General features: G+C 67.4%; 23 protein-coding genes and 4 tRNA genes. 20 read left to right on the top strand and 7 right to left on the bottom strand.

The annotated features are described in order from the left end of the window. Window positions 1-61 precede the first annotated feature (61 nt). A complete protein-coding gene (gene mgtE, locus IFJ75_RS10885; protein WP_207868086.1) occupies window positions 62-1,474 on the bottom strand; it encodes a magnesium transporter in 1,413 nt (470 codons plus the stop codon). Window positions 1,475-1,616: 142 nt separating this feature from the next. After that, window positions 1,617-1,701, bottom strand: a tRNA-Leu gene (locus IFJ75_RS10880). A 185-nt stretch (window positions 1,702-1,886) separates the two neighbouring features. On the opposite strand from IFJ75_RS10880, the gene IFJ75_RS10875 reads away from it, so the two are divergent. Continuing rightward, window positions 1,887-2,501, top strand: a complete 615-nt coding sequence (locus tag IFJ75_RS10875; protein ID WP_207868083.1) for a hypothetical protein — start codon at window positions 1,887-1,889, stop codon at window positions 2,499-2,501. A gap of 77 nt (window positions 2,502-2,578) precedes the next feature. Here the strand turns inward: IFJ75_RS10875 and IFJ75_RS10870 are convergent, their stop codons facing one another. Next, window positions 2,579-2,806: a hypothetical protein gene (locus IFJ75_RS10870; protein WP_207868081.1), complete on the bottom strand. Its 228-nt coding sequence runs from the start codon at window positions 2,804-2,806 to the stop codon at window positions 2,579-2,581. A 178-nt stretch (window positions 2,807-2,984) separates the two neighbouring features. Next, complete coding sequence (locus tag IFJ75_RS10865; RefSeq protein ID WP_207932577.1) at window positions 2,985-3,266, bottom strand: FliM/FliN family flagellar motor switch protein; 282 nt, start codon at window positions 3,264-3,266, stop codon at window positions 2,985-2,987. 45 nt (window positions 3,267-3,311) lie between these two features. Here IFJ75_RS10865 and lipB point away from each other — a divergent pair, with 45 nt between their 5' ends. The 5 genes from lipB to IFJ75_RS10840 all read left to right on the top strand — a co-directional run bounded on the left by lipB (window position 3,312) and on the right by IFJ75_RS10840 (window position 8,769). Next, complete coding sequence (gene lipB, locus IFJ75_RS10860; protein ID WP_207868079.1) at window positions 3,312-4,040, top strand: lipoyl(octanoyl) transferase LipB; 729 nt, start codon at window positions 3,312-3,314, stop codon at window positions 4,038-4,040. A 146-nt stretch (window positions 4,041-4,186) separates the two neighbouring features. After that, window positions 4,187-5,848, top strand: a complete 1,662-nt coding sequence (locus IFJ75_RS10855) for an ATP-binding protein (RefSeq protein WP_207868077.1) — start codon at window positions 4,187-4,189, stop codon at window positions 5,846-5,848. A gap of 123 nt (window positions 5,849-5,971) precedes the next feature. Next, on the top strand, window positions 5,972-7,453 hold the full coding sequence (locus IFJ75_RS10850; RefSeq protein WP_225896781.1) for a hypothetical protein: 1,482 nt from the start codon (window positions 5,972-5,974) through the stop codon (window positions 7,451-7,453). A gap of 216 nt (window positions 7,454-7,669) precedes the next feature. Further along, the gene (gene msrB / locus IFJ75_RS10845; RefSeq protein WP_207868073.1) at window positions 7,670-8,164 is read left to right on the top strand and encodes a peptide-methionine (R)-S-oxide reductase MsrB; all 495 of its coding nucleotides are present in this window, start codon (window positions 7,670-7,672) and stop codon (window positions 8,162-8,164) included. A 50-nt stretch (window positions 8,165-8,214) separates the two neighbouring features. Beyond that, window positions 8,215-8,769, top strand: coding sequence for a hypothetical protein (locus IFJ75_RS10840; protein WP_207868071.1), 555 nt, complete (start codon window positions 8,215-8,217; stop codon window positions 8,767-8,769). 96 nt (window positions 8,770-8,865) lie between these two features. On the opposite strand, the gene IFJ75_RS10835 is transcribed toward IFJ75_RS10840, so the two are convergent. Next, window positions 8,866-8,940, bottom strand: a tRNA-Thr gene (locus tag IFJ75_RS10835). Between the two features lie 96 nt (window positions 8,941-9,036). Between IFJ75_RS10835 and IFJ75_RS10830 the strand changes: the two genes are divergently transcribed. The 13 genes from IFJ75_RS10830 (at window position 9,037) to IFJ75_RS10770 (ending at window position 16,776) form a co-directional block, all read left to right on the top strand. Further along, window positions 9,037-9,213, top strand: coding sequence for a hypothetical protein (locus IFJ75_RS10830; protein WP_207932694.1), 177 nt, complete (start codon window positions 9,037-9,039; stop codon window positions 9,211-9,213). Window positions 9,214-9,346: 133 nt separating this feature from the next. After that, window positions 9,347-10,651 carry a UDP-N-acetylglucosamine 1-carboxyvinyltransferase gene (gene murA / locus IFJ75_RS10825; RefSeq protein WP_207868069.1) on the top strand — a complete coding sequence of 435 codons (1,305 nt, stop codon included), beginning with the start codon at window positions 9,347-9,349 and terminating at the stop codon, window positions 10,649-10,651. Next, window positions 10,641-11,174, top strand: a complete 534-nt coding sequence (locus IFJ75_RS10820; RefSeq protein WP_207868067.1) for a DUF2948 family protein — start codon at window positions 10,641-10,643, stop codon at window positions 11,172-11,174. The genes murA and IFJ75_RS10820 overlap by 11 nt, the downstream gene beginning before the upstream one ends. Next, complete coding sequence (locus IFJ75_RS10815; protein ID WP_207868065.1) at window positions 11,171-11,647, top strand: UPF0262 family protein; 477 nt, start codon at window positions 11,171-11,173, stop codon at window positions 11,645-11,647. The genes IFJ75_RS10820 and IFJ75_RS10815 overlap by 4 nt, the downstream gene beginning before the upstream one ends. A gap of 199 nt (window positions 11,648-11,846) precedes the next feature. Then, the gene (infA, locus tag IFJ75_RS10810; protein WP_131253431.1) at window positions 11,847-12,068 is read left to right on the top strand and encodes a translation initiation factor IF-1; all 222 of its coding nucleotides are present in this window, start codon (window positions 11,847-11,849) and stop codon (window positions 12,066-12,068) included. A 6-nt stretch (window positions 12,069-12,074) separates the two neighbouring features. Next, window positions 12,075-12,653, top strand: a complete 579-nt coding sequence (locus tag IFJ75_RS10805) for a Maf family protein (RefSeq protein ID WP_207868063.1) — start codon at window positions 12,075-12,077, stop codon at window positions 12,651-12,653. A 4-nt stretch (window positions 12,654-12,657) separates the two neighbouring features. Next, window positions 12,658-13,692, top strand: coding sequence for a ribonuclease E/G (locus IFJ75_RS10800; RefSeq protein ID WP_207868061.1), 1,035 nt, complete (start codon window positions 12,658-12,660; stop codon window positions 13,690-13,692). Between the two features lie 5 nt (window positions 13,693-13,697). Further along, complete coding sequence (locus IFJ75_RS10795) at window positions 13,698-13,904, top strand: DNA gyrase inhibitor YacG (RefSeq protein ID WP_207868059.1); 207 nt, start codon at window positions 13,698-13,700, stop codon at window positions 13,902-13,904. Between the two features lie 74 nt (window positions 13,905-13,978). Then, window positions 13,979-14,054: transfer RNA gene (locus IFJ75_RS10790), tRNA-Phe, on the top strand. A 463-nt stretch (window positions 14,055-14,517) separates the two neighbouring features. Beyond that, a complete protein-coding gene (locus IFJ75_RS10785) occupies window positions 14,518-15,390 on the top strand; it encodes a MotA/TolQ/ExbB proton channel family protein (RefSeq protein WP_207868057.1) in 873 nt (290 codons plus the stop codon). A 5-nt stretch (window positions 15,391-15,395) separates the two neighbouring features. Beyond that, window positions 15,396-15,830 carry a biopolymer transporter ExbD gene (locus IFJ75_RS10780; RefSeq protein WP_207868055.1) on the top strand — a complete coding sequence of 145 codons (435 nt, stop codon included), beginning with the start codon at window positions 15,396-15,398 and terminating at the stop codon, window positions 15,828-15,830. Between the two features lie 13 nt (window positions 15,831-15,843). After that, window positions 15,844-16,551, top strand: a complete 708-nt coding sequence (locus tag IFJ75_RS19960) for a TonB family protein (protein WP_207868053.1) — start codon at window positions 15,844-15,846, stop codon at window positions 16,549-16,551. Window positions 16,552-16,699: 148 nt separating this feature from the next. Beyond that, window positions 16,700-16,776 (top strand) — tRNA-His (locus IFJ75_RS10770). An 86-nt stretch (window positions 16,777-16,862) separates the two neighbouring features. Here the strand turns inward: IFJ75_RS10770 and IFJ75_RS10765 are convergent. After that, the gene (locus IFJ75_RS10765) at window positions 16,863-18,722 is read right to left on the bottom strand and encodes a patatin-like phospholipase family protein (protein ID WP_207868052.1); all 1,860 of its coding nucleotides are present in this window, start codon (window positions 18,720-18,722) and stop codon (window positions 16,863-16,865) included. Between the two features lie 158 nt (window positions 18,723-18,880). Continuing rightward, a complete protein-coding gene (locus tag IFJ75_RS10760; RefSeq protein ID WP_207868050.1) occupies window positions 18,881-19,234 on the bottom strand; it encodes an endonuclease domain-containing protein in 354 nt (117 codons plus the stop codon). Window positions 19,235-19,450: 216 nt separating this feature from the next. Here IFJ75_RS10760 and serS point away from each other — a divergent pair, with 216 nt between their 5' ends. Then, window positions 19,451-20,797, top strand: a complete 1,347-nt coding sequence (serS, locus tag IFJ75_RS10755; RefSeq protein ID WP_207868048.1) for a serine--tRNA ligase — start codon at window positions 19,451-19,453, stop codon at window positions 20,795-20,797. Window positions 20,798-20,799 lie beyond the last annotated feature (2 nt).

Below are 20,799 nucleotides of genomic sequence, written 5' to 3'. Positions count from 1 at the left end.
CGCCCGAAACCCGATTCCACCCCGAGGCGGTCCGTTAACCGTGAAGTCCAGTGGGTCGTTTCTAGAGGAGAACGATGGTCGCCAGGCCGAGGAAGATCAGGAAGCCGAAGAAGTCGGTCGTGGCGGTGACGAAGACGGCCGAGGAGACGGCCGGGTCGAACTTCAGTTTGGACAGGGTAAGGGGCGTCAGCACCCCGATCGAGGCCGCGACCAGCAGGTTGAGCACCATGGCCGCCCCGATGACCAGGCCGATGCGCCAGTCCTCGTCGCGGAACCAGAAGCCGGCGACGACGCCGATCAGGGGCGCCAGGATCAGGCCGTTGGCCAGGCCCACGAACAGCTCGCGCCAGAAGGTGCGGCCGGCGTTGGCGGAGTTCAGCTCACGCGTCGCCAGGGCGCGGACGGTGACGGTGAGGGCCTGGGTTCCGGCATTGCCGCCGATGGCCGAGACGATGGGCATCAGGACGGCGAGGGCGACGATCTTTTCGATCGTGTGCTCGAACAGGCCGATGACGCTGGCGCCGAGGGCCGCCGTGGCCAGGTTGATGGTCAGCCAGGGCACCCGGCCGCGCACGATCTCGAACACCGACGAACCGCGGTCCTCGTCCGAGACACCGGCCAGACGCAGGATGTCCTCGCGGTTCTCTTCCTGAATGATGTTGACGATGTCATCGACGGTGATCTGGCCCACCAGCCGGCCGCCCGCGTCGATGACCGGGGCCGAGATCAGGTGGTATTTCTCGAAGATGTAGGCGACCTCTTCCTGGTCCTGATCGACGGCGATCTCGTTGATCGGCTCCATCAGATCGGTGAGCTTGGCGGCGCGCGGCGCGCGCAGCAGCTGGCTGATTGGAAGGCCGCCGACCGGCTTGTTCATCGGATCGACGACGTAGATGTCGAAGAACAACTCGGGCAGGTCGTCGCTCTGACGGCGGATGTGGTCGATGGTGTCGCCCACGTTCCAGAAGGCGGGCGCGGCCATGACCTCGCGCTGCATCAGGCGGCCGGCGGAGTCTTCCTCGTAGCCCAGGGAGCTTTCGATGGCGGCGCGGTCGCCGGCCGGCATGGCCGACAGGACCTTCTCGCGCTGGTCGTCCTCCAGGTCCTCGACGACGGCGGCGGCGTCGTCGGAATCCAGTTCCTGCAGGGCCTCGGCCAGGGTCAGGTGGGGAACGCGCTCCAGCACCTCCTCGCGGATGCCGTCGTCCAGCTCGGGAAGGGTGTCGGCCAGCAGCTCGGGCGGCAGCCAAAGCATGATGACCGCGCGCAACTCGGGATTAAGATAGCCCATCAGGTCGGCGACGTCGGCCGGGTGCAGGTCCTCGAGCAGGGACCGCAGCCGCATGCCGTCGCCCTCGTCGGCGGCGTCGGCGACCTTTTCGACGAAGGCCGGGGTCAGGACGTAGTCCTCGTCCAGCGCTTCGTGATCTTCGGTGATGACCTCAGGGTCGAGAGTGGCGGTTTTATCGCTCACGCGGGGCCTCCCTCTCGATGTGAATCAGCCGGTCGCGCCGATATCTATCCCTTGTACGGAATCGGCTGGAAACCAATCCCGTTTTTCTGTGTCACGCGCCCTTACGGCGAAACTGGTAGTGTTTCGCCTGCCGCGTGATCGATGGTGCGGTCGAGAAGACTCGAACTTCCACGGGTTGCCCCACAGCGACCTCAACGCTGCGCGTCTACCAATTCCGCCACGACCGCTCGCATCGGAGCGGGGCTGATAACGGAAGCCGACAAGAAAGGGAAGCGCCAGTTTGCACATCCTTTCTCAGGAAGTTTGTCGCAAGACTGGCTCTCCTGACGCGGGCAGGCCCTTGCGGGCCTTCGAGCGATCATATCATAAGCGAAAAGGGCGCAGGGGCGCCGGGCGTGGGGGATGCAGTTCAATGGATGACCGGTCTAACGGAGACGACGTCAAACGGACGCGCCGCCGGCGTCGCAGCGGCGGAAGCTCCGGCCGGGGCCTGACCACCGCGAGTTCGGTCCTGCAGCATCCCGCGGTGAGCCGGGTCGCGCCGCTGGTAATGGGCGCCGCCGCGGTGCTGTACGTCGTCGGGTCGGCGGGCTGGATCTATCATTCCAGCAACACCATCGGGGAACTGTGGCGCGGGCTGTCCAAGATCGACACCCGCTACATCGCCGGACCGCCGACGCGTGAAGAGGGTCCGCGATGGATCTACGATCAGGGGGAGACCTCGCGCACCCTGGTGTTCAACGACAGGGGTGAGGTCGAATCGATCCATTGCCTGACCCGCGGCGCCGCCTCGGCCGCCTGTGCCCCGTTCCTGGGCGTCGGCATCAACAGGACCGAAAACGAGGTCTGGACCGCCCTCGGCGCCCCGGATCAGCAACGGTACTATGGTGAGACCAAGGTCATCACCTACAACGGATTGGGCGTGGAGTTCACGCTGGAGCGCTATACCGTCAAGGGCATCGCCAGGGTCCCGAAACGCAATGCCGGCCTGACGGCCATACAGTGGCTGCGGACCATGTTCCCCTGAAAACCAGAAACCCCGGGGATCGCTCCCCGGGGTTTTTTGTCACGGGCGCCGGCATCCGCCGTCCGGGCGAAGCCGGATCAGGCCGATTGGCGACGGACCAGATCGTAGCGAAGCCACAGGGCGGTCGCGACCCCGAACAGGATCGGAGACCAGGTGTCGAACACGTTCAGTTCGGCCCGGATCAGGCCGCTTCCGATCCCCAGAACCAGGAAGCTCACCTCGTGGGCGCCGACCAGGCCCCAGGTCTTGCGCCGGACATTGGCGATGCGAATGAGCAGGCGACTGAACCAGTAGGTCAGGATCACTGCACCGACAAATAACCACAAATGATTCAATTCGGCGCTCCCCAGGCCCCGGATCCCGGCAGGCGGACAGGCGTCCGTCGTTCAGGAGATCCCCACTCTGTCGTGGTCTCTAAAGTAAAATCCGGCGGCGATGAAGACGCTACCGCTGTCAGGCGAACCGCGATGTCGGAGCGCGGGCTCAGGCGGCCCCCGCCATGAAGTCATAGACGTCGGCCGGGCGGGTCACGGTGATGGCGATCCGGTCCTCACGGATCTCGATCTCGCCGCGCGCGACCGGGTGGTTGTTGGCCAGGATCCAGACCTCGTCGTGCTCGGACGCGTCGAGCGGAATCACCGCGCCGCGGCCCATCTTGAGCAGCTGCGACATGGGCAGAACCGAACGGCCCAGCACCACGGAAATCTCGACGTCGACGGAATCGATCTGGCTCAAGGGGTACTCTTTAATCCTCGGAACGCGCAGGAGGAGGTCTTGCGCGGACGCATCGGCGCACACATTGAGTCCGTCATGCTTGCCGACCCGTTAAGTCCAGAACAATCCCGCAGCGATTCCGCTGTTTTCCGCCCCGATGCGCCGCCCGTCGAATGGGCGGTCGCCGAGGGCTATGTCGACTATGAGCCGGCGGTGGCGGCGATGGAGGCCCGGGTCGCAGCGATCGCGGCCGGAGAGGCGCCGGAGCTGATCTGGCTGCTGGAGCATCCGCCGCTCTATACGGCGGGGGTTTCATCGAAGGACGACGACCTGCTGGACGCCGGGCGCTTCCCCGTCCACCGCACCGGGCGGGGCGGGCAGTTCACCTATCACGGCCCCGGCCAGCGGGTGGCCTATGTGATGCTGGACCTGAACCGGCGCGGGCGCGACGTGCGCGCCCTGGTGCGCGGGCTGGAGGACTGGATCATCGGCGCGCTGGGCGAGTTCGGGGTCGAGGCCGGGGTGCGCGACGCTCGGGTCGGGGTCTGGGTCGAGCGGAAGGGCGCCGGCTGGAGCCGCGAGGACAAGATCGCCGCCATCGGGGTCAAGGTGCGCCGCTGGGTGACCTTCCACGGCATCAGCCTGAACGTCGAACCGGACCTGGATCATTTCGGCGGGATCGTGCCGTGCGGCATCTCGGAGCACGGGGTGACCAGCCTGGTCGACCTGGGCGTCACCGCGACGATGGACGAAGCGGACGCCGCGCTGAAGGCCAGTTTCCAGCGCGTTTTCGGCCCCGTGGCCCCGGGGCGGTCACCTGTATGAAACCGGTGCAGGACTGAGACAGTTTCGTTTGAGAAACAGCGCGCTGCGTCAAATTGAACATTGTACGGTGAGCGACAAAAGACGGTTAAGACCTTAAGGCGTAGCGTCTCGCCCAAGCGTCGTTGTCGCACCGGAGTCTCCGCCTGATGTTGGATCTAGAGGTCAAGACGAACGCCGCCGGGGGGGCGGACGCCGTCGATGTGGCCGCCAACGACCGCACCTCCGATCTGGACGTCTCGGCCTTTTTCGACGTCTCGCTGGACATGCTCTGCATCCGCGACATGGATGGGCGGCTGATCAAGCTGAGCCGGTCTTGGGAAGACGTACTGGGCTATTCCCTGGCCGAGCTGGAAGGCGGGGCGATGCTGGCCCTGATCCACCCCGACGATATCGAGATGACGCGCACCGAAATGGCCCGGATCGAGGCCGGCGCCTCCGGCGGCGAGCTGTTCGGCATCATCAATCGCTATCGGCGCAAGGACGGCGAGTATCGTCAGCTGGAGTGGCGCGCCAAGCGGCGGGGCGACCGCATCTATGGCGTGGCGCGTGACGTGACCGAACGTCTGGCCGTCGAGCAGGATCTGGCCGCCGCCAAGGCCGCCGCCGAGGCCGCCAATCAGGCCAAGAGCGACTTCCTGGCCAATATGAGCCACGAGATCCGCACCCCGCTGAACGGCGTCATCGGTCTGGCCGCCACCCTGGGCCGCAGCGGACTTGAGCCGCGCCAGAAGGAGATGGTCGATCTGATCGCCCGCTCCGGCGCGACGCTGGAACGGCTGGTGTCCGACATTCTGGATGTGTCCAAGGTCGAATCCGGCCGCATGAACATCGAGATCGCCACCTTCGATCTGGAGGTCGAGCTGGACGCGCTGGTCGAGATGCAGCGGTCCCGGGCCGAGGAGAAGGGGCTGGGCTTTGACGTCCGGATCGGGGCGACGACGCGCGGCGACTTCCTGGGCGACGCCCTGCGGATCAAGCAGGTGCTGATGAACCTGCTGTCGAACGCGATCAAATTCACCGAACAGGGCGGTGTCTCGCTGGAAATCGACGTCGCCGAAGACACACCGGGTGCAGGCATGGCCCAGCTGGGCCTGACGGTGCGCGACAGCGGCATCGGCTTCGACGCCGGATTCGGGGTGTTCGAGCGCTTCAGCCAGGCGGACGGAACGATCACGCGCCGCTTCGGGGGCTCGGGCCTGGGCCTGTCGATCTGCAAATCCCTGGTCGAACTGATGGGCGGGACCATCGCCGTGCAGTCGGCGGTGGGGCAGGGCAGCGCCTTTACCGTCACCGTGCCACTGTCGCGGACCCGGTCGCTGGCCGACTACGATCAGCGCGCCCTGGAGGCCCTGGGCGGCCTGGCCGGCGGGGATGAGGAAGGCGCGCTGAGCGCGGGATTGAGGGTGCTGCTGGCTGAGGACCATCCGGTCAACCAGCGCGTGGTGCAACTGATCCTGGGCGAATACGGCGTCGAGGTCGTCACTGTGGAGAACGGGGCGGACGCGGTCGCCGCCTTCAATCTGGACCGCTACGACCTGATCCTGATGGACATGCAGATGCCGGTCATGGACGGTCTGGCCGCGACCCGCGCCATCCGCGCCATCGAGGCCGGATCGCCGGAGCGGGCCGCCACGCCGATCGTCATGCTGAGCGCCAATGCCATGGACCAGCATCTGGCCGAGACCGAGGCGGCCGGAGCCGACCGGCACCTGGCCAAGCCCTTCGCGCCCCCGGCCCTGATCCAGGTGGTCAGCGATCTCACCGCCCACGCGGAAACGGGCGAGAAAATTGCGGTGAACGGCGGCTGAGCGACCGGTTTCGGTCTTTGATGCCCCATGACGTCGCGTCACAGGGGTTGGGACTTGGCAAGGCGGCCGTGGATCGGCTTTAACACGCCGCAACACGTCGTGACCGCTTCCCGGAGTCCTCCCTTGCTGCACCATCTCATTGCGGCTTCCGCCGCCGCCATCGCCCTCGTCGTCGCCTCCGGATCGGCCCAGGCCCAGGACTTCCGGGATCTGGCGCGTCAGGATCTGCAAGCCGCGCACGACCAGCTGCGCGCCAACCACCCCGCCGCCGTGGTCGGCGGCGCCGCGTCCCAGACCTTCAACGGCTGGATCGACAGCGGTCTGGCCGAGGCGCTCGGCAAGGCCGGTCAGGCGACCAGCGGCGACAGCCACGCCTATCTGATGCGCTACTACGCCGGCGGCTTCCGCGACTCCAACATCGCCATGACGCCGAGCTTCGAGGGCCTGAGTCCCTATTTCGGCATCAGCTGGCCCGGCTTCACCACCGGCTGGCGCGACGGCAAGTACGTGGTGACCTATATCAAGCCGGGCGTGCGCAATACGCCGCCGCTGGGCGCCACCCTGGTCGACTGCTTCGGCAAGACCGCCGAAGACCTGGCCAAGGAAAAGCTGGACCGCTGGGAAGGCGACCTGACCTCGGAATCCGGCCGGGTGCTGACCGCGCCCTTCCTGCTGTGGAACCGCAACAACCCCTTCACCAGCGGCGTGCCCGCCCTGTGCAACTTCCAGGTCGGCCGCGGCCGTCCGCGTGAGTACCAGCTGCGTCCGACGCCGGTCGTCGCCGGTGACCTGGAAGCCGCCTATCGCGCCACCGTCTATGTGCCGTCCGGCGCGCCCCTGGGCATCGAACAGGTCAACGGCCGCCCGTGGGTGAACGTCCACTCGTTCGCCGACAGCGCCGGCTGGGACGCGTTCAACGCCACGGTCCTGGCCCAGGCTGCGAGCTTCAAGAACGGCTTCGTGCTGGACCTGCGCGGCGCCCGCGGCCAGTCCTACACCTCGACCGCGCGCGGCTATGGCCTCGCCAACCGCATCTGGACGCCGGAGTTCACCGTCAGCCGACAGCCGGCCGCGGGTGAAATCACCTATCGCGCCACCCCCGCCAACCGTCAGTGGTACGCCGACACCCTGGGCCGGATGCAGGCCGACCCGCGCTTCGTGCAAGAAAGCGCCCCGGTGATCGAACAGACCGCCGCCATCGTCGCCGCCTTCGACGCCGCCCTGGCCTCGGGTCAGCAGAGCTTCACCCTGCCGGGCCGCGCCGCGGTTCAGGACACGGGCGCCGCCAATCCGATCACCGGTCCGGTCATCGTTCTGGTCGACGCCGGTTGCGCCGGCGGCTGCCTGGACACCCTGGACCTGCTGAGCCGTCTGCCGAACGTCCGCATCGCCGGTTCGACCACCGCGACCGACTCGATCTTCATCGAGCCGACCATGGTCCGCCTGCCGTCGAACTATTCGGACCTGGCCTACGGTCACAAGGCCTGGACCTCGCGTCAGCGCGCCAACAACACCGCCTTCGTTCCGGCGGCGGGCCTGGCCTACACCGGCAACCCTACCGACGAGGCCGCCGTGCGCGCCTGGGTCGGAACGCTGATGCAGTAATCGCATCGCCTCTCCGCGCGCGAAGGCGTGTGGGGAGGACAGATCGCGCAGCGATCAGGAGGGGGCGACGCGGTGTAAGCCGGTCGCCCCCTTCTTCGTTCTGTGTTTCCCTTTCCTGATCGTCGCTACGCGCCGATCTGTCCTCTCCATTCGCCTTCGCGAATGGAGAGGTGACCGTGACTGGAACTCCGCCGCCCCGATCCCCATTTGGACGCCATGACCGACACATCGACCGCGCCCCATTCGCTCCGCTCTCCGTCCGGCTATGACCTGACGCCGCCGTCGGAGGGGCAGCGCGTGGCGCTGGAAGCCGCGCTCAACGCCGAGGAGAAGCGCGTCCTGCTGTCGCACGGCACCGAGGCGCCCTTCTGCGGCGTCCTGCTGGGCGAGAAGCGGCCGGGGGTGTTCTGCTGCCGCGAATGCGGCCTGCCGCTGTTCCGGGCCACGACCAAGTTCGAGAGCGGCACGGGCTGGCCCAGCTTCACCCAGCCGGTGGACGATGCCCACATCACCGACATCGTCGACCGGTCCTACGGGATGGTCCGCACCGAGACGACCTGCGCCCGCTGCGGCAGCCATCAGGGCCATGTCTTCCCCGACGGCCCGCCGCCGACCGGGCTGCGCTATTGCATCAACTCCGTGGCGCTACAGTTCGTCCCCGAGGGCGAGGCCCTGCCCGACCCGTTGCAACGTGGAGACGGAACGGCCTGACCTTGGCCGCAAAGTCCGCTAGAGTGCCTCTGTACCCGGAGTAAGACCGCATGCTGATCGCTCTTCTCGCCCTGACCGCCGTGATGGCCTCCGACGACCCCGACGGCGTGGTGACCACCGCGCCCGCCGGCCATCAGTCGGTGGTGACCGATGCCTCCGCGCCTGTCGCGGCCGAGGTTCCGGCGGCGTCGACCCAGACGATCACGCCCCACGGCCTGAGCACCGCCGAACAGATCGACCGCTGGATCGGCCAGCGCGCCGAGGCCGCGAAGCCCTTCTCCGACACAACGGACCCTTGGGCCCCCGTCGACGACCGCAAGATGCACGGCCAGGTCTCTGCCGCCATCGGCACCGGCGACTATTCGGAATATTCGGCCGCCGTCTCGATTCCCTTCGGCGAGACGGGCCGCGTCGATCTGGAATATCGCCAGACCAAGAACGGCTACGGCATGTACGGCTATGGCTATCCCGGCTTCTATCCGGGCTATGGCCGGTATGGAGCCTATGGCTATGGTCGTCCGCTGTCGGGCAACAGCCAGAGCTTCAGCCTGGGCTTCACCAGCGATTCGACGACGCGAACCCCCGACTATCCCGGCTATCCCTGAAGACGGTCGCCCGCAGCCCGGGGACGGGCAGGGCGATTCTTCAGGCTGGATAATGAAAAAGGCCCGATCCGTGAGGATCGGGCCTTTCTTCTCAGATGGTGCCGCCGGGGGGAATCGAACCCACGACCTCAGCCTTACCAAGGATGCGCTCTACCACTGAGCTACGGCGGCCCGTTCTGAGGAAGCGGCCGTATAGCCAACAGACTCGCGGTGGGCAAACTGAAAAGTGCGCTTGTGCGAGGAAAGATTTTCGAGCCTTGATATCGGATGACCGAAACGCCGAAGACGCCGGGCGAAACGCCCGCCCCGAAAGACGCCGTCCAACAGCGTTCGCCGGAACAGACCGCCAAGGCGGCGCGGCTGGCCAAGGCGCTGCGTGACAATCTGCGCCGCCGCAAGATCGCCCATCCCGCAGCGCCGAAGCCCGGCGGCCAAAACCACTGAAATGGGCCGCTGACAGCTCAGGCAACGGAAAGTCATCGCCGGACGTTTGAGCGGGCCTTTCGCAGGACGGGCGGGGCGCGCTAGATAGCCGGCTCGCCGGACCGCACGTCGCGGAGTGGCGGCCAGGATCGACATGGACAGTATCGCGGTAAACGGCGGCGCCCAGCTTTACGGGGAAATCCCGGTCAGCGGCGCCAAGAACTCGGCCATCAAGCTGATGGCGGCCTCGATCCTGACGGCCGAGCCGGTTCGGCTGACCAATATGCCGCGTCTGGCGGACACGAAATTCCTCGGCCAGCTGCTGCGCCAGTTCGGCATGACGGTGACCGAGAGCGACGGCCCCGACGGCCAGCAGACCCTGTTCGACGCCCGGGAACTGACCTCGACCTTCGCTCCCTATGATCTGGTTCGCCAGATGCGGGCCTCGTTCAACGTGCTGGGGCCGCTGCTGGCGCGCACCGGACACGCCAAGGTCTCCCTGCCGGGCGGCTGCACCATCGGGGCGCGGCCGGTCGACCTGCATATCGACGCCCTGTCCAAGCTGGGCGCGGCGATCGAGCTGGAAGAAGGCTATGTCTCGGCCACGGCTCCCAAGGGGCTGAAGGGCGCCGAGATCGAATTTCCGTTCGTGTCCGTCGGCGCGACCGAACACACCCTTATGGCCGCCGTTCTGGCGCAAGGCACGACCGTGCTGCGTCGCGCCGCCCGCGAGCCGGAGATCGGCGACCTGGTGCGTTGCCTGATCTCGATGGGCGCGAAGATCGAGGGCGTCGACACCGACACCCTGACCATTACCGGCGTGACCTCGCTGACGGGGACGGACTGGGCGGTGATCCCGGACCGGATCGAGATGGGCTCCTATGCCTGCGCAGCGGCGATGGCGGGGGGCGAGGTGCGTCTGACGAAGGCGCGGCCCGAGCTGATCGACGCCCTGACGGTCAAGATGGTCGAGGCGGGCGTCGAGGTCACCCCGACCGAGGACGGCGTCATCATCAAGCGCGACCGCGCCCGGCGGCTGAAGGCCGTCGATGTGGCCACCGAGGTCTATCCGGGCTTCGCCACCGATCTGCAGGCCCAGTTCATGGCCCTGATGACCACGGCCGACGGGGTGTCGACCATCCACGAGAACATCTTCGAGAACCGCTTCATGCACGCGCCCGAGCTGGCGCGGCTGGGCGCCGACATCTCGGTCCACGCCGGCGAGGCCAAGGTCACGGGCGTGGAATGGCTGCGCGGGGCCCCGGTCATGGCGACCGACCTCAGGGCCTCGGTCAGCCTGGTGATCGCCGGCCTGGCCGCCGAGGGTGAAACCACCATCGGACGCGTCTATCATCTGGATCGCGGGTTCGAGCGTCTCGAGGAGAAGCTGGGGGCCTGCGGGGCCGAGATCCGCCGGATCCACGGCCCGCCCGTGGAAGGACCGGCGGATGAGCACTGACGCGGACATGATGCAGGCGGCCCCGACGGCCGCCGAGGTCGCCGAACAGGTCGAGAGCGTCCGCTCGGGCGCCAATGAGCCGCTGCGGCTCCTCGCCGAGGACGCCGAGGACCTGGCCATCATCTCCGCGGCGCTTCAGGACGCCATCCTGCGGCCCGCCGATATCGTCTGGGAACGGGCCGCGCGCCGGCTGACGGTCGAGTTCAGCCGCTTCTGCTGGGAATGCGGCGGCACCCGGGTGCGGGCCGCGATGCAGTTCGGCGACGTCATGGCGGTCAAGAGCCGGGGCCTGCCGCGTCTGCCCGATACGCCGCTGGAGCTACTGGCCATCGACTTCGAGGAGGTCGAGGCGCCGGGCGGCAAGGTGACGCTGATGTTCGCAGGCGGCGGCGACCTGAGGGTCGAGGTCGAGTGCCTGGACGCCGTGGTCGCCGACCTGTCCGACCGCTGGGAGGCTCGGGTGGCCCCCACCCATCTGGAAGCGACCGCCGAAGAGACGACGCCGTCGGAGACCCCTGCATGAGCGACCACAGGCTTTCGGCCGTCGATCTGGACATGGCCACGCTTCCGCCCGCCACCGCCGAGATCGAGCACGAGCGCCGCGTCGCCATCTTCGACCTGATCGAGAAGAACAGCTTCGAGCCCGAGGGCGCGCCCGGCGGCCCGTACAAGCTCAAGCTTTCGCTGCAGGACAACAGGCTGGTGTTCGACATCGCGGGGGAGGGGGCGCACGAGGAGTACGCCCGCACCTACGCCCTGTCGTTGACGCCGATGAAGAGCGTGCTCAAAGACTATCTTCTGATCTGCGACAGCTACTACGAAGCCCTGCGCGGCTCGTCGCCGAGCCAGATCGAGGCCGTCGATATGGGCCGGCGCGGTCTGCACAACGAAGGCGCCGATGCGCTGGAGGAGCGGCTGAAGGGCAAGGTCGCCATCGATCACGAGACGGCGCGCCGCCTGTTTACGCTGGTCTGCGCGCTGTATCGGCGAGGGTGATCGAGTGAGGAGTGCTCGTGAGCGAAGCGGTGAGCCGATGCTTCCGCGCGTTTCCTGCCGCTCACCTCTCGCTCACCAGCACTCCTCACTCGCCAGCCTCGACTTCCGGCCTTATCTGGTGCATTAGCCCCCACTTCTTACGGCTCGCGCTCCGCCCGGCGCGAGCCTTGATTCGTATTCACCGGGCGTGAGAGGCCGCATGGCTAAGGAAGAACTGCTCGAGTTTCCCGGCGTCGTCAGCGAACTGCTGCCGAACGCCACGTTCCGGGTTCTGCTCGAGGACAACAACCACGAGATCATCGCCCATACAGCCGGCAAGATGCGCAAGAACCGCATCCGCGTCCTGGCCGGCGACAAGGTCCTGGTCGAAATGACGCCCTACGACCTGACCAAGGGCCGCATCACCTACCGCTTCAAGTAAGGCTGGGTGAGCACCCGGCCTGAACTGGTGCTGGCTTCGGCCAGCCCGCGCCGCATCGAATTGCTGGCGCTGATCGGGATCAAGCCCGATCGCATCGATCCCGCCGACATCGACGAGACGCCGCAGCGCGACGAGACCCCGTCGCGGCTGGCGGTGCGTCTGGCCCGGTCCAAGGCCGAGGTCGTGGCGGCCCGGTCGCCCGCGGCGGTGGTCCTGGCCGCCGACACCGTGGTCGCCGTCGGACGCCGGCTGCTGGAAAAGGCCGCCGACGAGGCCGAGGTCACCCGCTTCCTGACCCTGCTGTCCGGTCGAAATCACCGCGTCTTCACCGGCGTCGCCGTGGCCCACGAGGGCAAGGTCCGCACCCGGGTGGTCGACACCCGCGTCAGCTTCAAGGTCCTGTCCCCGGGCGAGATCGCCGACTATGTCGCCGGCGGCGACTGGCGCGGCAAGGCGGGCGGATATGGCATCCAGGGTCCCGCCGGGGCCTTCGTCACCCGTATCGTCGGCAGCTATCCGGCGGTCATGGGCCTGCCGCTGTTCGAGACGGTCAATCTGCTGGCCGGCGCCGGCTGGCGGAAATAGGCCGATGAGCGGGGAGATCGAGGTCTTCCTCGACCAGACGCCCGGCGAGACGCGCGGCCTGATCGCCCGCAACGGCCGCTACACCCACATCCTCATCGAACGCGACGGCGACCCGGCGGCGCTGAGGCTCGGCGCCCGGTCGGTTGGCCGGGTGGCGGAGATCGACGCCGGGCTGAGAGGGGCGTTTGTCGATCTGGGAGCAGGGCAGCGAGGCTTCCTGCCGCTCGCCAGAACCCACGATCTGAAACAGGGCCAGAAGATCGAGGTCCAGGTCTCCGCCGAACCGCGCGAGGCCAAGGCGGCGACCCTGCGACGGATTGGCGCGGCCGAGGGCGAACCCAGGCTGCTGAAGGCCGGACTCACGGTGGCGGAGGCCTTGGCCGCGCTCGCCCCGCGCGTGGAGGTTCAGACCGGCGCGGTGGCCATCGAGGCCGTTTGGGAGGCGGAAGAGGAGGCTCTGGGGCGTCGGGTCGTCCTGACGGGGGCAGGCCTCGATCTGGCGATCCAGCGCACCCGGGCCTTGGTCGCGGTCGATATCGACCACGTCGGAAGAGGCGCGGGCGGCAAGTCGGGCGGGGCAAAGGCAGCGAATCTTCTGGGACTCGCCGAGGCGGCGCGGCTGATCCGGTTGAACCGCTGGGGAGGTCTGGTGGCCGTGGATCTGGTCGGGGCGGGTCAGGAGGCCGAGCCCCTGATCAAGGCGGCGCGGGCTGCGTTCGGCGACGATCCCGAAATCGTATTCGGGCCGCTGAACAGATTCGGCGTGCTGATGCTGTCCCTGCCGTGGCGGTCGACGCCGCTGGACGAGGTGCTCAACGCTGGGGAGGGGCGGCCGACGCCACGAACCCGGGGGATTGCGGTCGCGCGCAAGCTGCGCCACGCCCTGCTGACCGACACCCGCGCGCCCCGGCTGTTCGCCCGCTGCGCGCCGCAAGAGGCTGAATTCGCGGCCCCTCTGGTGGAAAAACTGGGTCCGCGCGCCCATCTGAGGCCGGACCCCGCGGTCCCTGCGGGCCGCTGTACGATCGAGGAGGGCTGAGCCCCATGGCGACCTGTCCGATCTGCCAACGCCACCCGCCGGAAGGGAAGTACAAACCCTTCTGCTCGCGCCGCTGCGCCGACGTGGATCTCGGCCGCTGGTTCACGGGCGGCTATGCGATTCCGGTGCGCGACGACGAGCCGACGGACGACGAGGGCGGCCCGGCTGAGGGCGTCAGAAGCCCGCTACGGCGGCCTTTCGACGAAGACTGAAAACTTCTTTCGCGGAGTGCTGGACACCCCGGATCGGCTCGCTTATAGACCCCGCTCCCGAACGGGAAGCGTTCGCCTGGGTAGCTCAGTTGGTAGAGCAGCGGATTGAAAATCCGCGTGTCGGTGGTTCGAATCCGCCCCCAGGCACCATCACTCCCTCGGCTTCCCTCCGGTTGTTAACCTCTCGGCCCGCTGCCACCGGTTTCTGTCGGGATTCGAATATCGCCGTGAGGCATGTTCGGGGCGCATGGGACGATGCCTTGCGGGCATCATCAAAATGTCTCTTTCGCCCACTGCATATGGGTTTTGCACGTCGCGTTCGCTTCACGAGCGAAAAGCGCCAATGCGCCCTTGACGCTCTGATAACGGTTCGCCAAAGACGCTTGACGCCTTTCTTAAGCGTTAGCGAACGAGCGTCCCGAGGACATGCGTCCGACGGTCATTCGTCACGTGAAGGTTCCCCTAGGGGCAACCAGGTGCGATAGAAGGCGTTCCGCCGTCGGCCATTCCGGCCTTGCGGCGGAACATAACCGAATTTGTGGAGGGGCGGTCGCATCACGCGGCTGGCTCCAGGGTCCAAGAGCTCAGACCGAAAAGCAGGAACTGGCGACACATGCTGAAGAAAACCAACATCCTCCTCGCCATGGCCGGCGCTGCCGTCCTTATGGCGAGCTCGCCGGTTCTGGCGCAGGACACCGCGGCCCCTGCCGCTGCTGCTCCGGCCGCCGCGGCTCCCGCCGCCGCCCCGGCTCCGGCTCCGGCCGCTGAACCCGCCGCCGAAGAGGCCTCGTCCTCGCACGGCAACATCACCCCGATCTCCATGTTCATGGAAGCGACCCCGGTCGTTAAGGTCGTCATGATCGGCCTGCTGCTGGCGTCGGTCTTCTCCTGGACCCTGCTGATCATCAAGCTGATCGAGTTCGGCAGCCTGAACCGCAAGACGGACCGCTTCCTGGAAGAGTTCCGCGGCGCCCGCACCATCGCCGACATGCATAAGGTCGCGACGGACGAGGCCTACGAAGGCAACCCGCTGGCGGACATGGCCGCCGCCGCCACCGAAGAAATCCAGCTGTCGCGTCAAGCTGGCCTCTCGGTCACCGGCGATCACCGTGACTCGGCTCTGGCCCGCGCCCAACACGCCGTCTCGGCCGTGCAAGCCGGTCTGGCCTCGCGTCTCTCGGGTGGTCAGCAGTTCCTCGCCTCGACCGGCTCCATCGGCCCGTTCGTCGGTCTGTTCGGCACCGTTTACGGCATCATGAACTCCTTCATCGGTATCGTTCAGTCGAACACCACCAACCTGGCCTCGGTTGCTCCGGGTATCGCTGAAGCCCTGCTCGCCACCGGTATCGGCCTCTTCGCCGCTATCCCGGCCGTCGTCATGTACAACTACTTCAACACCCGCATCTCGGCCTACGGCACCCGTTCGGACGGCTTCGCCGCTGAACTGCTGAACGCCGTCTCGCGTCAGCTCGACAAGGGAGCGTAAGACGGATGGCCGCCAAACTCGGAGGACCGGGCGGCGGTAAGTATCACGTCGAGCAGAACGCAGACATCAACGTTACGCCTTTCGTTGATATCATGCTCGTCCTGCTGATCATCTTCATGGTGGCGTCTTCGGTCGCCACCGTGTCGGTGGAGGTGAAACTTCCGCTTTCCCAAGTGCCGCCTGGTGAAAATCCGCCCAAGCCGGTGTTCATCTCGATCACCATCGACGGCCGGGTCTACATCGGCGACGGCGAGTCGAGCTTTGACACTCTGGGTGCGGACCTGAACAGCCAGATCGGCCGTCGGGATCCCACCAAGGAACGGATCTTCATCCGGGCCGACCAGCAGACCCGCTACGGCGATTTCATGCACGCCATGAACTCGCTCCAGGACGCGGGCTTCTACAGCGTCGCGCTCGTCGGCGAAGACAAAGCTGAGTAGGACGGGACATCACATGACAGATACACCCGTTGAGTATCATCGCAGTCGCTACGACGCGCCCCGCAAGAAGGCCAATCCGGTCGTCTGGCTGATCGCGCTGATCGTGGTCTGCCTTCTCTTCGTGGCCCTGATCCTCTGGGTTCAGCGGACCAAGTTCGAGAACAAGGTGATCGAATATAACGACGACGCAGTGAAGGTGGATCTGATTCCGCCGCCGCCTCCGCCGCCGCCGCCTCCGCCTCCGCCTCCGCCGGACACCCCGCCGCCGCCGAAGCTGCAGGTCCGCCCGCCGGTCGTGGTGCCCAACGCGCCGCCGCCGCCGATCACCCTGCCGATCGAGCCGACGAAGAAGGAAGACCGCGTCGAGTATTCGGGTCCTCCGGTTATCGTCCCCGGACCGCCTCCGCCCCCGGCTCCGCCGGCCCCGGCCCGGCCTCCGGTGATCTCGAACCCGAGCTGGGCGGCGCAACCGCGCCCCGAGTTCCCGGAACGCGCCCTGTCGCGCGGTATCGAGAGCGGCCGGGTCGAGCTGGAGTGCACCGTGAACGCTAACGGTTCGGTCAGCGCCTGCACGGTCACCTCGGAAACGCCTGCGGGCGCCGGCTTCGGCGCTGCGGCTCTCTCCGCGGCTCGCCGCGCCCGCCTGTCGCCCCGCTCGGTCGACGGGGTCGCCACCGGCGGCAAGGTGCGGTTCGCCACCTCGTTCCGCCTGCCCGACTAAGGCGAGACGAAACCCAGGTCAGACGCCCCGGAGGAAACTCCGGGGCGTTTTTCTTTGCGCGGTTGGTGTGGATCGACGCATTGGGCGCTTGATCGGCGCGCGGACCGCCGCTAGAGAACGCCCCTCGCGCGGTTCGCCGCTTCGATGCGCCACCTTAGCTCAGTTGGTTAGAGCGCCGGTTTGTGGAACCGGAGGTCCTCAGTTCAAGCCTGAGAGGTGGTACCATCGCTCCAGCGTCCCGATGGACGCGCCGCGAAATCCCCGACATCGTTGAGTGACGAACCCTCTGCGAGGGCCTGTCCGGCCGGGTCCTAGACCTTGGCCGGTTTGGCGCGCCTGCCGCCCAGGAAGCGGGCGGGGGACGGCGCAGGCGCCGGCGCGGCTTCGGGCTCGGGCGCGGCCTCGTCTCCGGCCAGGGCGGCCGCGCGGCGCTTGCGCAGGGTCGGAACCGGCCCGTCCAGCGTCGCCAGGGCCGCCGCCGCCGCCGCATGGCCCGAGGCGACCACAGGGTCGTAGATCTTCCAGTCGCGAATATCGGCCCCGGTCGGGCGCGGCAGGATCAGCAGGTCGGTATCCTCACGCGACCGCTCCAGCTCGGCGTCGGTGGTGATGGTCGCCGAGCGCATCAGGATCGAGACGATCGGTGGGCCTGACTTCCATGCGCCGGACAGAATCCATTTCCACCAGGACGGCGGGTTCTCGAGCCCCGAAGGATCGACGCCGCGCGTCTGGGACATGTCCGAGCCGACGATGGGGCCGGCGTTCAGTTGACGCATGACGTCGGTGGGGAAATTCTTGATCACGGCGCCGTCGACCAGGACCTGGCCGTTGATGACCACGGGCGGCATGACGCCCGGAATGGCGATGGAGGCGCGCATGGCCCGGCGCAGCAGGCCGCGACGGTGCACCTCGATCCGGCCGGTCGTCAGATTGGACGAGACCGCGAAGAAGGGCAGGGGCATGTCGGCGATGTCGATCTCGCCATAGGCGTCCTGCAGCAGGCCCGCGACCTTGCGCGCCCGGGTCATGGCGACGATGGGCAGGGCGAGGTCGGACAGGGGGTCCGACTTGACGAAGGCCTTGCGGATGCGGGCGTCCAGCTCGTCGTCGCTCCATCCGAGCGCCGGTCCGGCCGCGACCACGGCCCCCATGGAGGAGCCGCCGAGGAAGTCGAGGGTGACGCCGGCCTCATGCAGGGCCCGGACCACGCCGATATGGGCATAGGCGCGCGCGCCGCCGCCCGACAGGACGAGGCCCACGGAGGTCCCGGTCACGACACGGGCCATGCGTTCGGCGTCGGCGGCGTCGCCCTCGGTGGCGTGGAACCAGCGGCCGGGCTCGAGCGCATCGAGCCAGACGGCGGTGTTGGCCGGACTCGGCATACGCGGATCGCGCAGCAGGATCAGGTCGGTGAACTGGTGTCCGCCGCCCCCTCCATTGGCAAGATCGCCGTCCCCGCGCCAGGGCAGGGCGCGCGGCGGGGCGGTCAGGGCGTTGCCGACGACGAACAGCCGGTCGACCTGACGGGCGCAGAGCGAGGCCCAGTTGGGCTCGTCCTGTTCGGCGACATAGAGGACGTAGTCATGGCTGTCCTCGACGCGCGAGAACCATTCCGAGGCGGAGGACAGGGCCGAATGGTCGATGACCTGGCAGGTCAGGCCTTGCGCCTCGATGGCGGCGGCGATGCGTTCGACGAAGGCGCGGATCGGGCGGGGGCGGGCGGAGATGAAGCCGAAGACGCTGGGCTCCGTCGCCCCGGTCGTGCGCTCACGGGCCCGGTGCAGCATCAGCCGTGACAGCTCGATCATGACATCGGGCTGGGTCTTCACGGCCTCGAAGAAGGCCTCGCGCGGCAGGGCCAGGATCTCGGAATCGCGAAGCGCCACCACGTCGGCGGTATGGGTGGTTCCGGCGATCAGGGCCATTTCACCGACAGGCTCGCCCGGGCGGACGACACCGACGAAATAGGGCGGCTGGCCTTCCTCGCGGCGGAAGACGCCGAGCCGGCCCGAGCGCAGCAGATACAGGCTGTCGGCCTCTTCGCCGGCCGTGAACAGGGGCTCGCCCCCGGTCAGGGCGAACCAGCTGGCCTTGGTGTTGCGGTCGTCGAAGACCCGCGCCAGGGCGGCTTCGAGCGTGTCATTGCGCGGGGTCTGACGACGAGGGGCCATGGGACCGATATGTGTTGAGGCGGACGCGACGCTAGACCTTCAGCATGAAGGGATGCGGTTAACGTTGCGAGAAGAGGCCGGTTGCGTGCGATCCTCCCCGCGCAGCGGGGAGGGGGACCGCGAAGCGGTGGAGGGGCTGAGCGCATGAGGCTCTTGGATCAGCGCCCGCCCACTTCCGCCAATATCCCGGCGACCACCCCATCCAGATTGTTCCGCACCGATGCCGCCGGAAAGCGGATCAGTCGAATGCCCTGCTCGGCCAACCAAGCCGTCCTGCGTTGGTCGTGCGCCATCTGGTCCGGATCGTCGTGGACGGCACCGTCGATTTCGATGCCCAGCTTCGCGGAGGCGCAGTAGAAGTCGAGGATGTACCGGCCGACGGGATGCTGGCGTCGGAACTTGAGGCCCTGAACCTTCTGGCCCTTGAGAGCAGCCCAAAGGCGCGCCTCGGGCTGCGTCAGATGCCGACGCATGAAGGCAGCTCGCCGGTAGGTGATCGGTTCGGGCGGCATTGTTGCAGCCTAAAGCTGTTCACGAATGCAATCAAGGATTGTGGCGACGGGGCGCCGGGTGCGCTTGGCCCCTCCACCGCCTCGCGGTCCCCCTCCCCATTCGCCAAGAGGCGAACGGGGAGGATCGAACGGGGAGGATCGATCCTGTTTGCCCGACTCCGTCGGGGGCGGTAAGGCGTACGCCTTCTGAAACGCCGAAGCTGAAACGACGCCGCCATGCATGATATCCGAGCCCTTCGCGACAATCCGGACGCCTATGTGGCCGGCTGGTCGTCGCGCGGCGTGGACAATGCCGCGGAGATCGTCGCCGAGATCCTGAAGCTGGACGTCGAGCTGCGCGCCGCCCAGACGGCCGGGCAGGAGGCGCTGGCCAAGCGCAATGCGGCTTCGAAGCTGATCGGCGCCGCCATGGGCCGCAAGGACATGGCCGAGGTCGACCGGCTGAAGGCCGAGGTCGAGACCCTGAAGGCCGACATCGCCGGCTTCGAACAGACCGAGAAGGACGTGGGCGCAAAGCTGCGTGACATCCTGGCCCGCGAGCAGAACCTGGCCGCCGACGGCGTGCCCGACGGCGAGGATGAGGCCGACAACGTCGAGGTCTCGAAGTGGGGCGAGCCGCGCCGCAACGGGCCGAAGAAGGACCACGCCGACCTCGGCGAAGCTCTCGGCCTGCTGGACTTCGAGGCCGCCGCCCGCATGTCGGGCGCGCGCTTCGCCGTGCTCAAGGGGCAGCTGGCCCGGCTGGAACGCGCCGTCGGCCAGTTCATGCTGGATATGCAGACGGACCAGCACGGCTATCTGGAAGTGAACCCGCCTTTTATGGTTCGGCGTGGAGCCATGTTTGGCACCGGCCAGCTTCCCAAGTTTGAAGAAGATTTGTTCAAGATTCCGGGCACGGACCTTGAGTGGGTCATGCCGGACGGGACGAAGATCAAGGATGAAGGGCTCTCGGATCGCTACCTCATCCCCACCGCCGAAGTCTCCCTGACCAATCTCGTGCGCGAGCAGATCCTCGACGAGGCGGAAATCGCCACGCCTATGCGTCTGACGGCGCTGACGCCCTGTTTCCGGGCCGAGGCGGGGTCGGCGGGGCGCGATACGCGCGGCCTGATCCGCCAGCACCAGTTCACCAAGGTCGAGATGGTCTCCATCAGCCGGCCGGAGGACTCGGACGCCGAGCACGAGCGGATGACCGGCTGCGCCGAGGCGGTGCTGCAGAAGCTGGAGCTACCCTATCGCAAGGTCTTGCTGTGCAAGGGCGACATGGGCTTCACGGCCCGCAAGACCTATGACCTCGAGGTCTGGCTGCCGTCGCAGGACACCTATCGCGAGATCAGCTCCTGCTCCAACTGCGGGGACTTCCAGGCGCGGCGCATGGACGCCCGGTTTAAGCGCGCGGGCGAGAAGAAGACCGAGTTCGTCCATACGCTGAACGGCTCGGGTCTGGCCGTCGGTCGCACTCTTGTCGCCATCATGGAGAACTATCAGGACGAGGACGGCCGCATCGCTGTCCCGGCCGCCCTGCAGCCCTATATGGGGGGCCTGACCCATGTTGGAGTGTAAGC

Source organism: Brevundimonas goettingensis, from assembly GCF_017487405.1.
Classification (GTDB): Bacteria; Pseudomonadota; Alphaproteobacteria; order Caulobacterales; family Caulobacteraceae; genus Brevundimonas; species Brevundimonas goettingensis.
Note: the sequence above shows the minus strand (reverse complement) of the source record. Positions and strands in the feature narration are given on the sequence as shown.

Excerpts from the sequence above, each read along its gene's own strand:
- IFJ75_RS10875 (WP_207868083.1), top strand. The coding sequence starts at position 1,887 with ATGGATGACCGGTCTAACGGAGACGACGTCAAACGGACGCGCCGCCGG.
- IFJ75_RS10760 (WP_207868050.1), bottom strand. The coding sequence starts at position 19,234 with ATGCCGCCCGAACCGATCACCTACCGGCGAGCTGCCTTCATGCGTCGG.
- lipB (WP_207868079.1), top strand. The coding sequence starts at position 3,312 with ATGCTTGCCGACCCGTTAAGTCCAGAACAATCCCGCAGCGATTCCGCT.
- IFJ75_RS10795 (WP_207868059.1), top strand. The coding sequence starts at position 13,698 with ATGGCGACCTGTCCGATCTGCCAACGCCACCCGCCGGAAGGGAAGTAC.
- IFJ75_RS19960 (WP_207868053.1), top strand. The coding sequence starts at position 15,844 with ATGACAGATACACCCGTTGAGTATCATCGCAGTCGCTACGACGCGCCC.
- msrB (WP_207868073.1), top strand. The coding sequence starts at position 7,670 with ATGACCGACACATCGACCGCGCCCCATTCGCTCCGCTCTCCGTCCGGC.
- murA (WP_207868069.1), top strand. The coding sequence starts at position 9,347 with ATGGACAGTATCGCGGTAAACGGCGGCGCCCAGCTTTACGGGGAAATC.
- IFJ75_RS10815 (WP_207868065.1), top strand. The coding sequence starts at position 11,171 with ATGAGCGACCACAGGCTTTCGGCCGTCGATCTGGACATGGCCACGCTT.
- IFJ75_RS10830 (WP_207932694.1), top strand. The coding sequence starts at position 9,037 with ATGACCGAAACGCCGAAGACGCCGGGCGAAACGCCCGCCCCGAAAGAC.
- IFJ75_RS10765 (WP_207868052.1), bottom strand. The coding sequence starts at position 18,722 with ATGGCCCCTCGTCGTCAGACCCCGCGCAATGACACGCTCGAAGCCGCC.
- infA (WP_131253431.1), top strand. The coding sequence starts at position 11,847 with ATGGCTAAGGAAGAACTGCTCGAGTTTCCCGGCGTCGTCAGCGAACTG.
- IFJ75_RS10820 (WP_207868067.1), top strand. The coding sequence starts at position 10,641 with ATGAGCACTGACGCGGACATGATGCAGGCGGCCCCGACGGCCGCCGAG.
- IFJ75_RS10780 (WP_207868055.1), top strand. The coding sequence starts at position 15,396 with ATGGCCGCCAAACTCGGAGGACCGGGCGGCGGTAAGTATCACGTCGAG.
- serS (WP_207868048.1), top strand. The coding sequence starts at position 19,451 with ATGCATGATATCCGAGCCCTTCGCGACAATCCGGACGCCTATGTGGCC.
- IFJ75_RS10855 (WP_207868077.1), top strand. The coding sequence starts at position 4,187 with ATGTTGGATCTAGAGGTCAAGACGAACGCCGCCGGGGGGGCGGACGCC.
- IFJ75_RS10840 (WP_207868071.1), top strand. The coding sequence starts at position 8,215 with ATGCTGATCGCTCTTCTCGCCCTGACCGCCGTGATGGCCTCCGACGAC.
- IFJ75_RS10785 (WP_207868057.1), top strand. The coding sequence starts at position 14,518 with ATGCTGAAGAAAACCAACATCCTCCTCGCCATGGCCGGCGCTGCCGTC.
- IFJ75_RS10800 (WP_207868061.1), top strand. The coding sequence starts at position 12,658 with ATGAGCGGGGAGATCGAGGTCTTCCTCGACCAGACGCCCGGCGAGACG.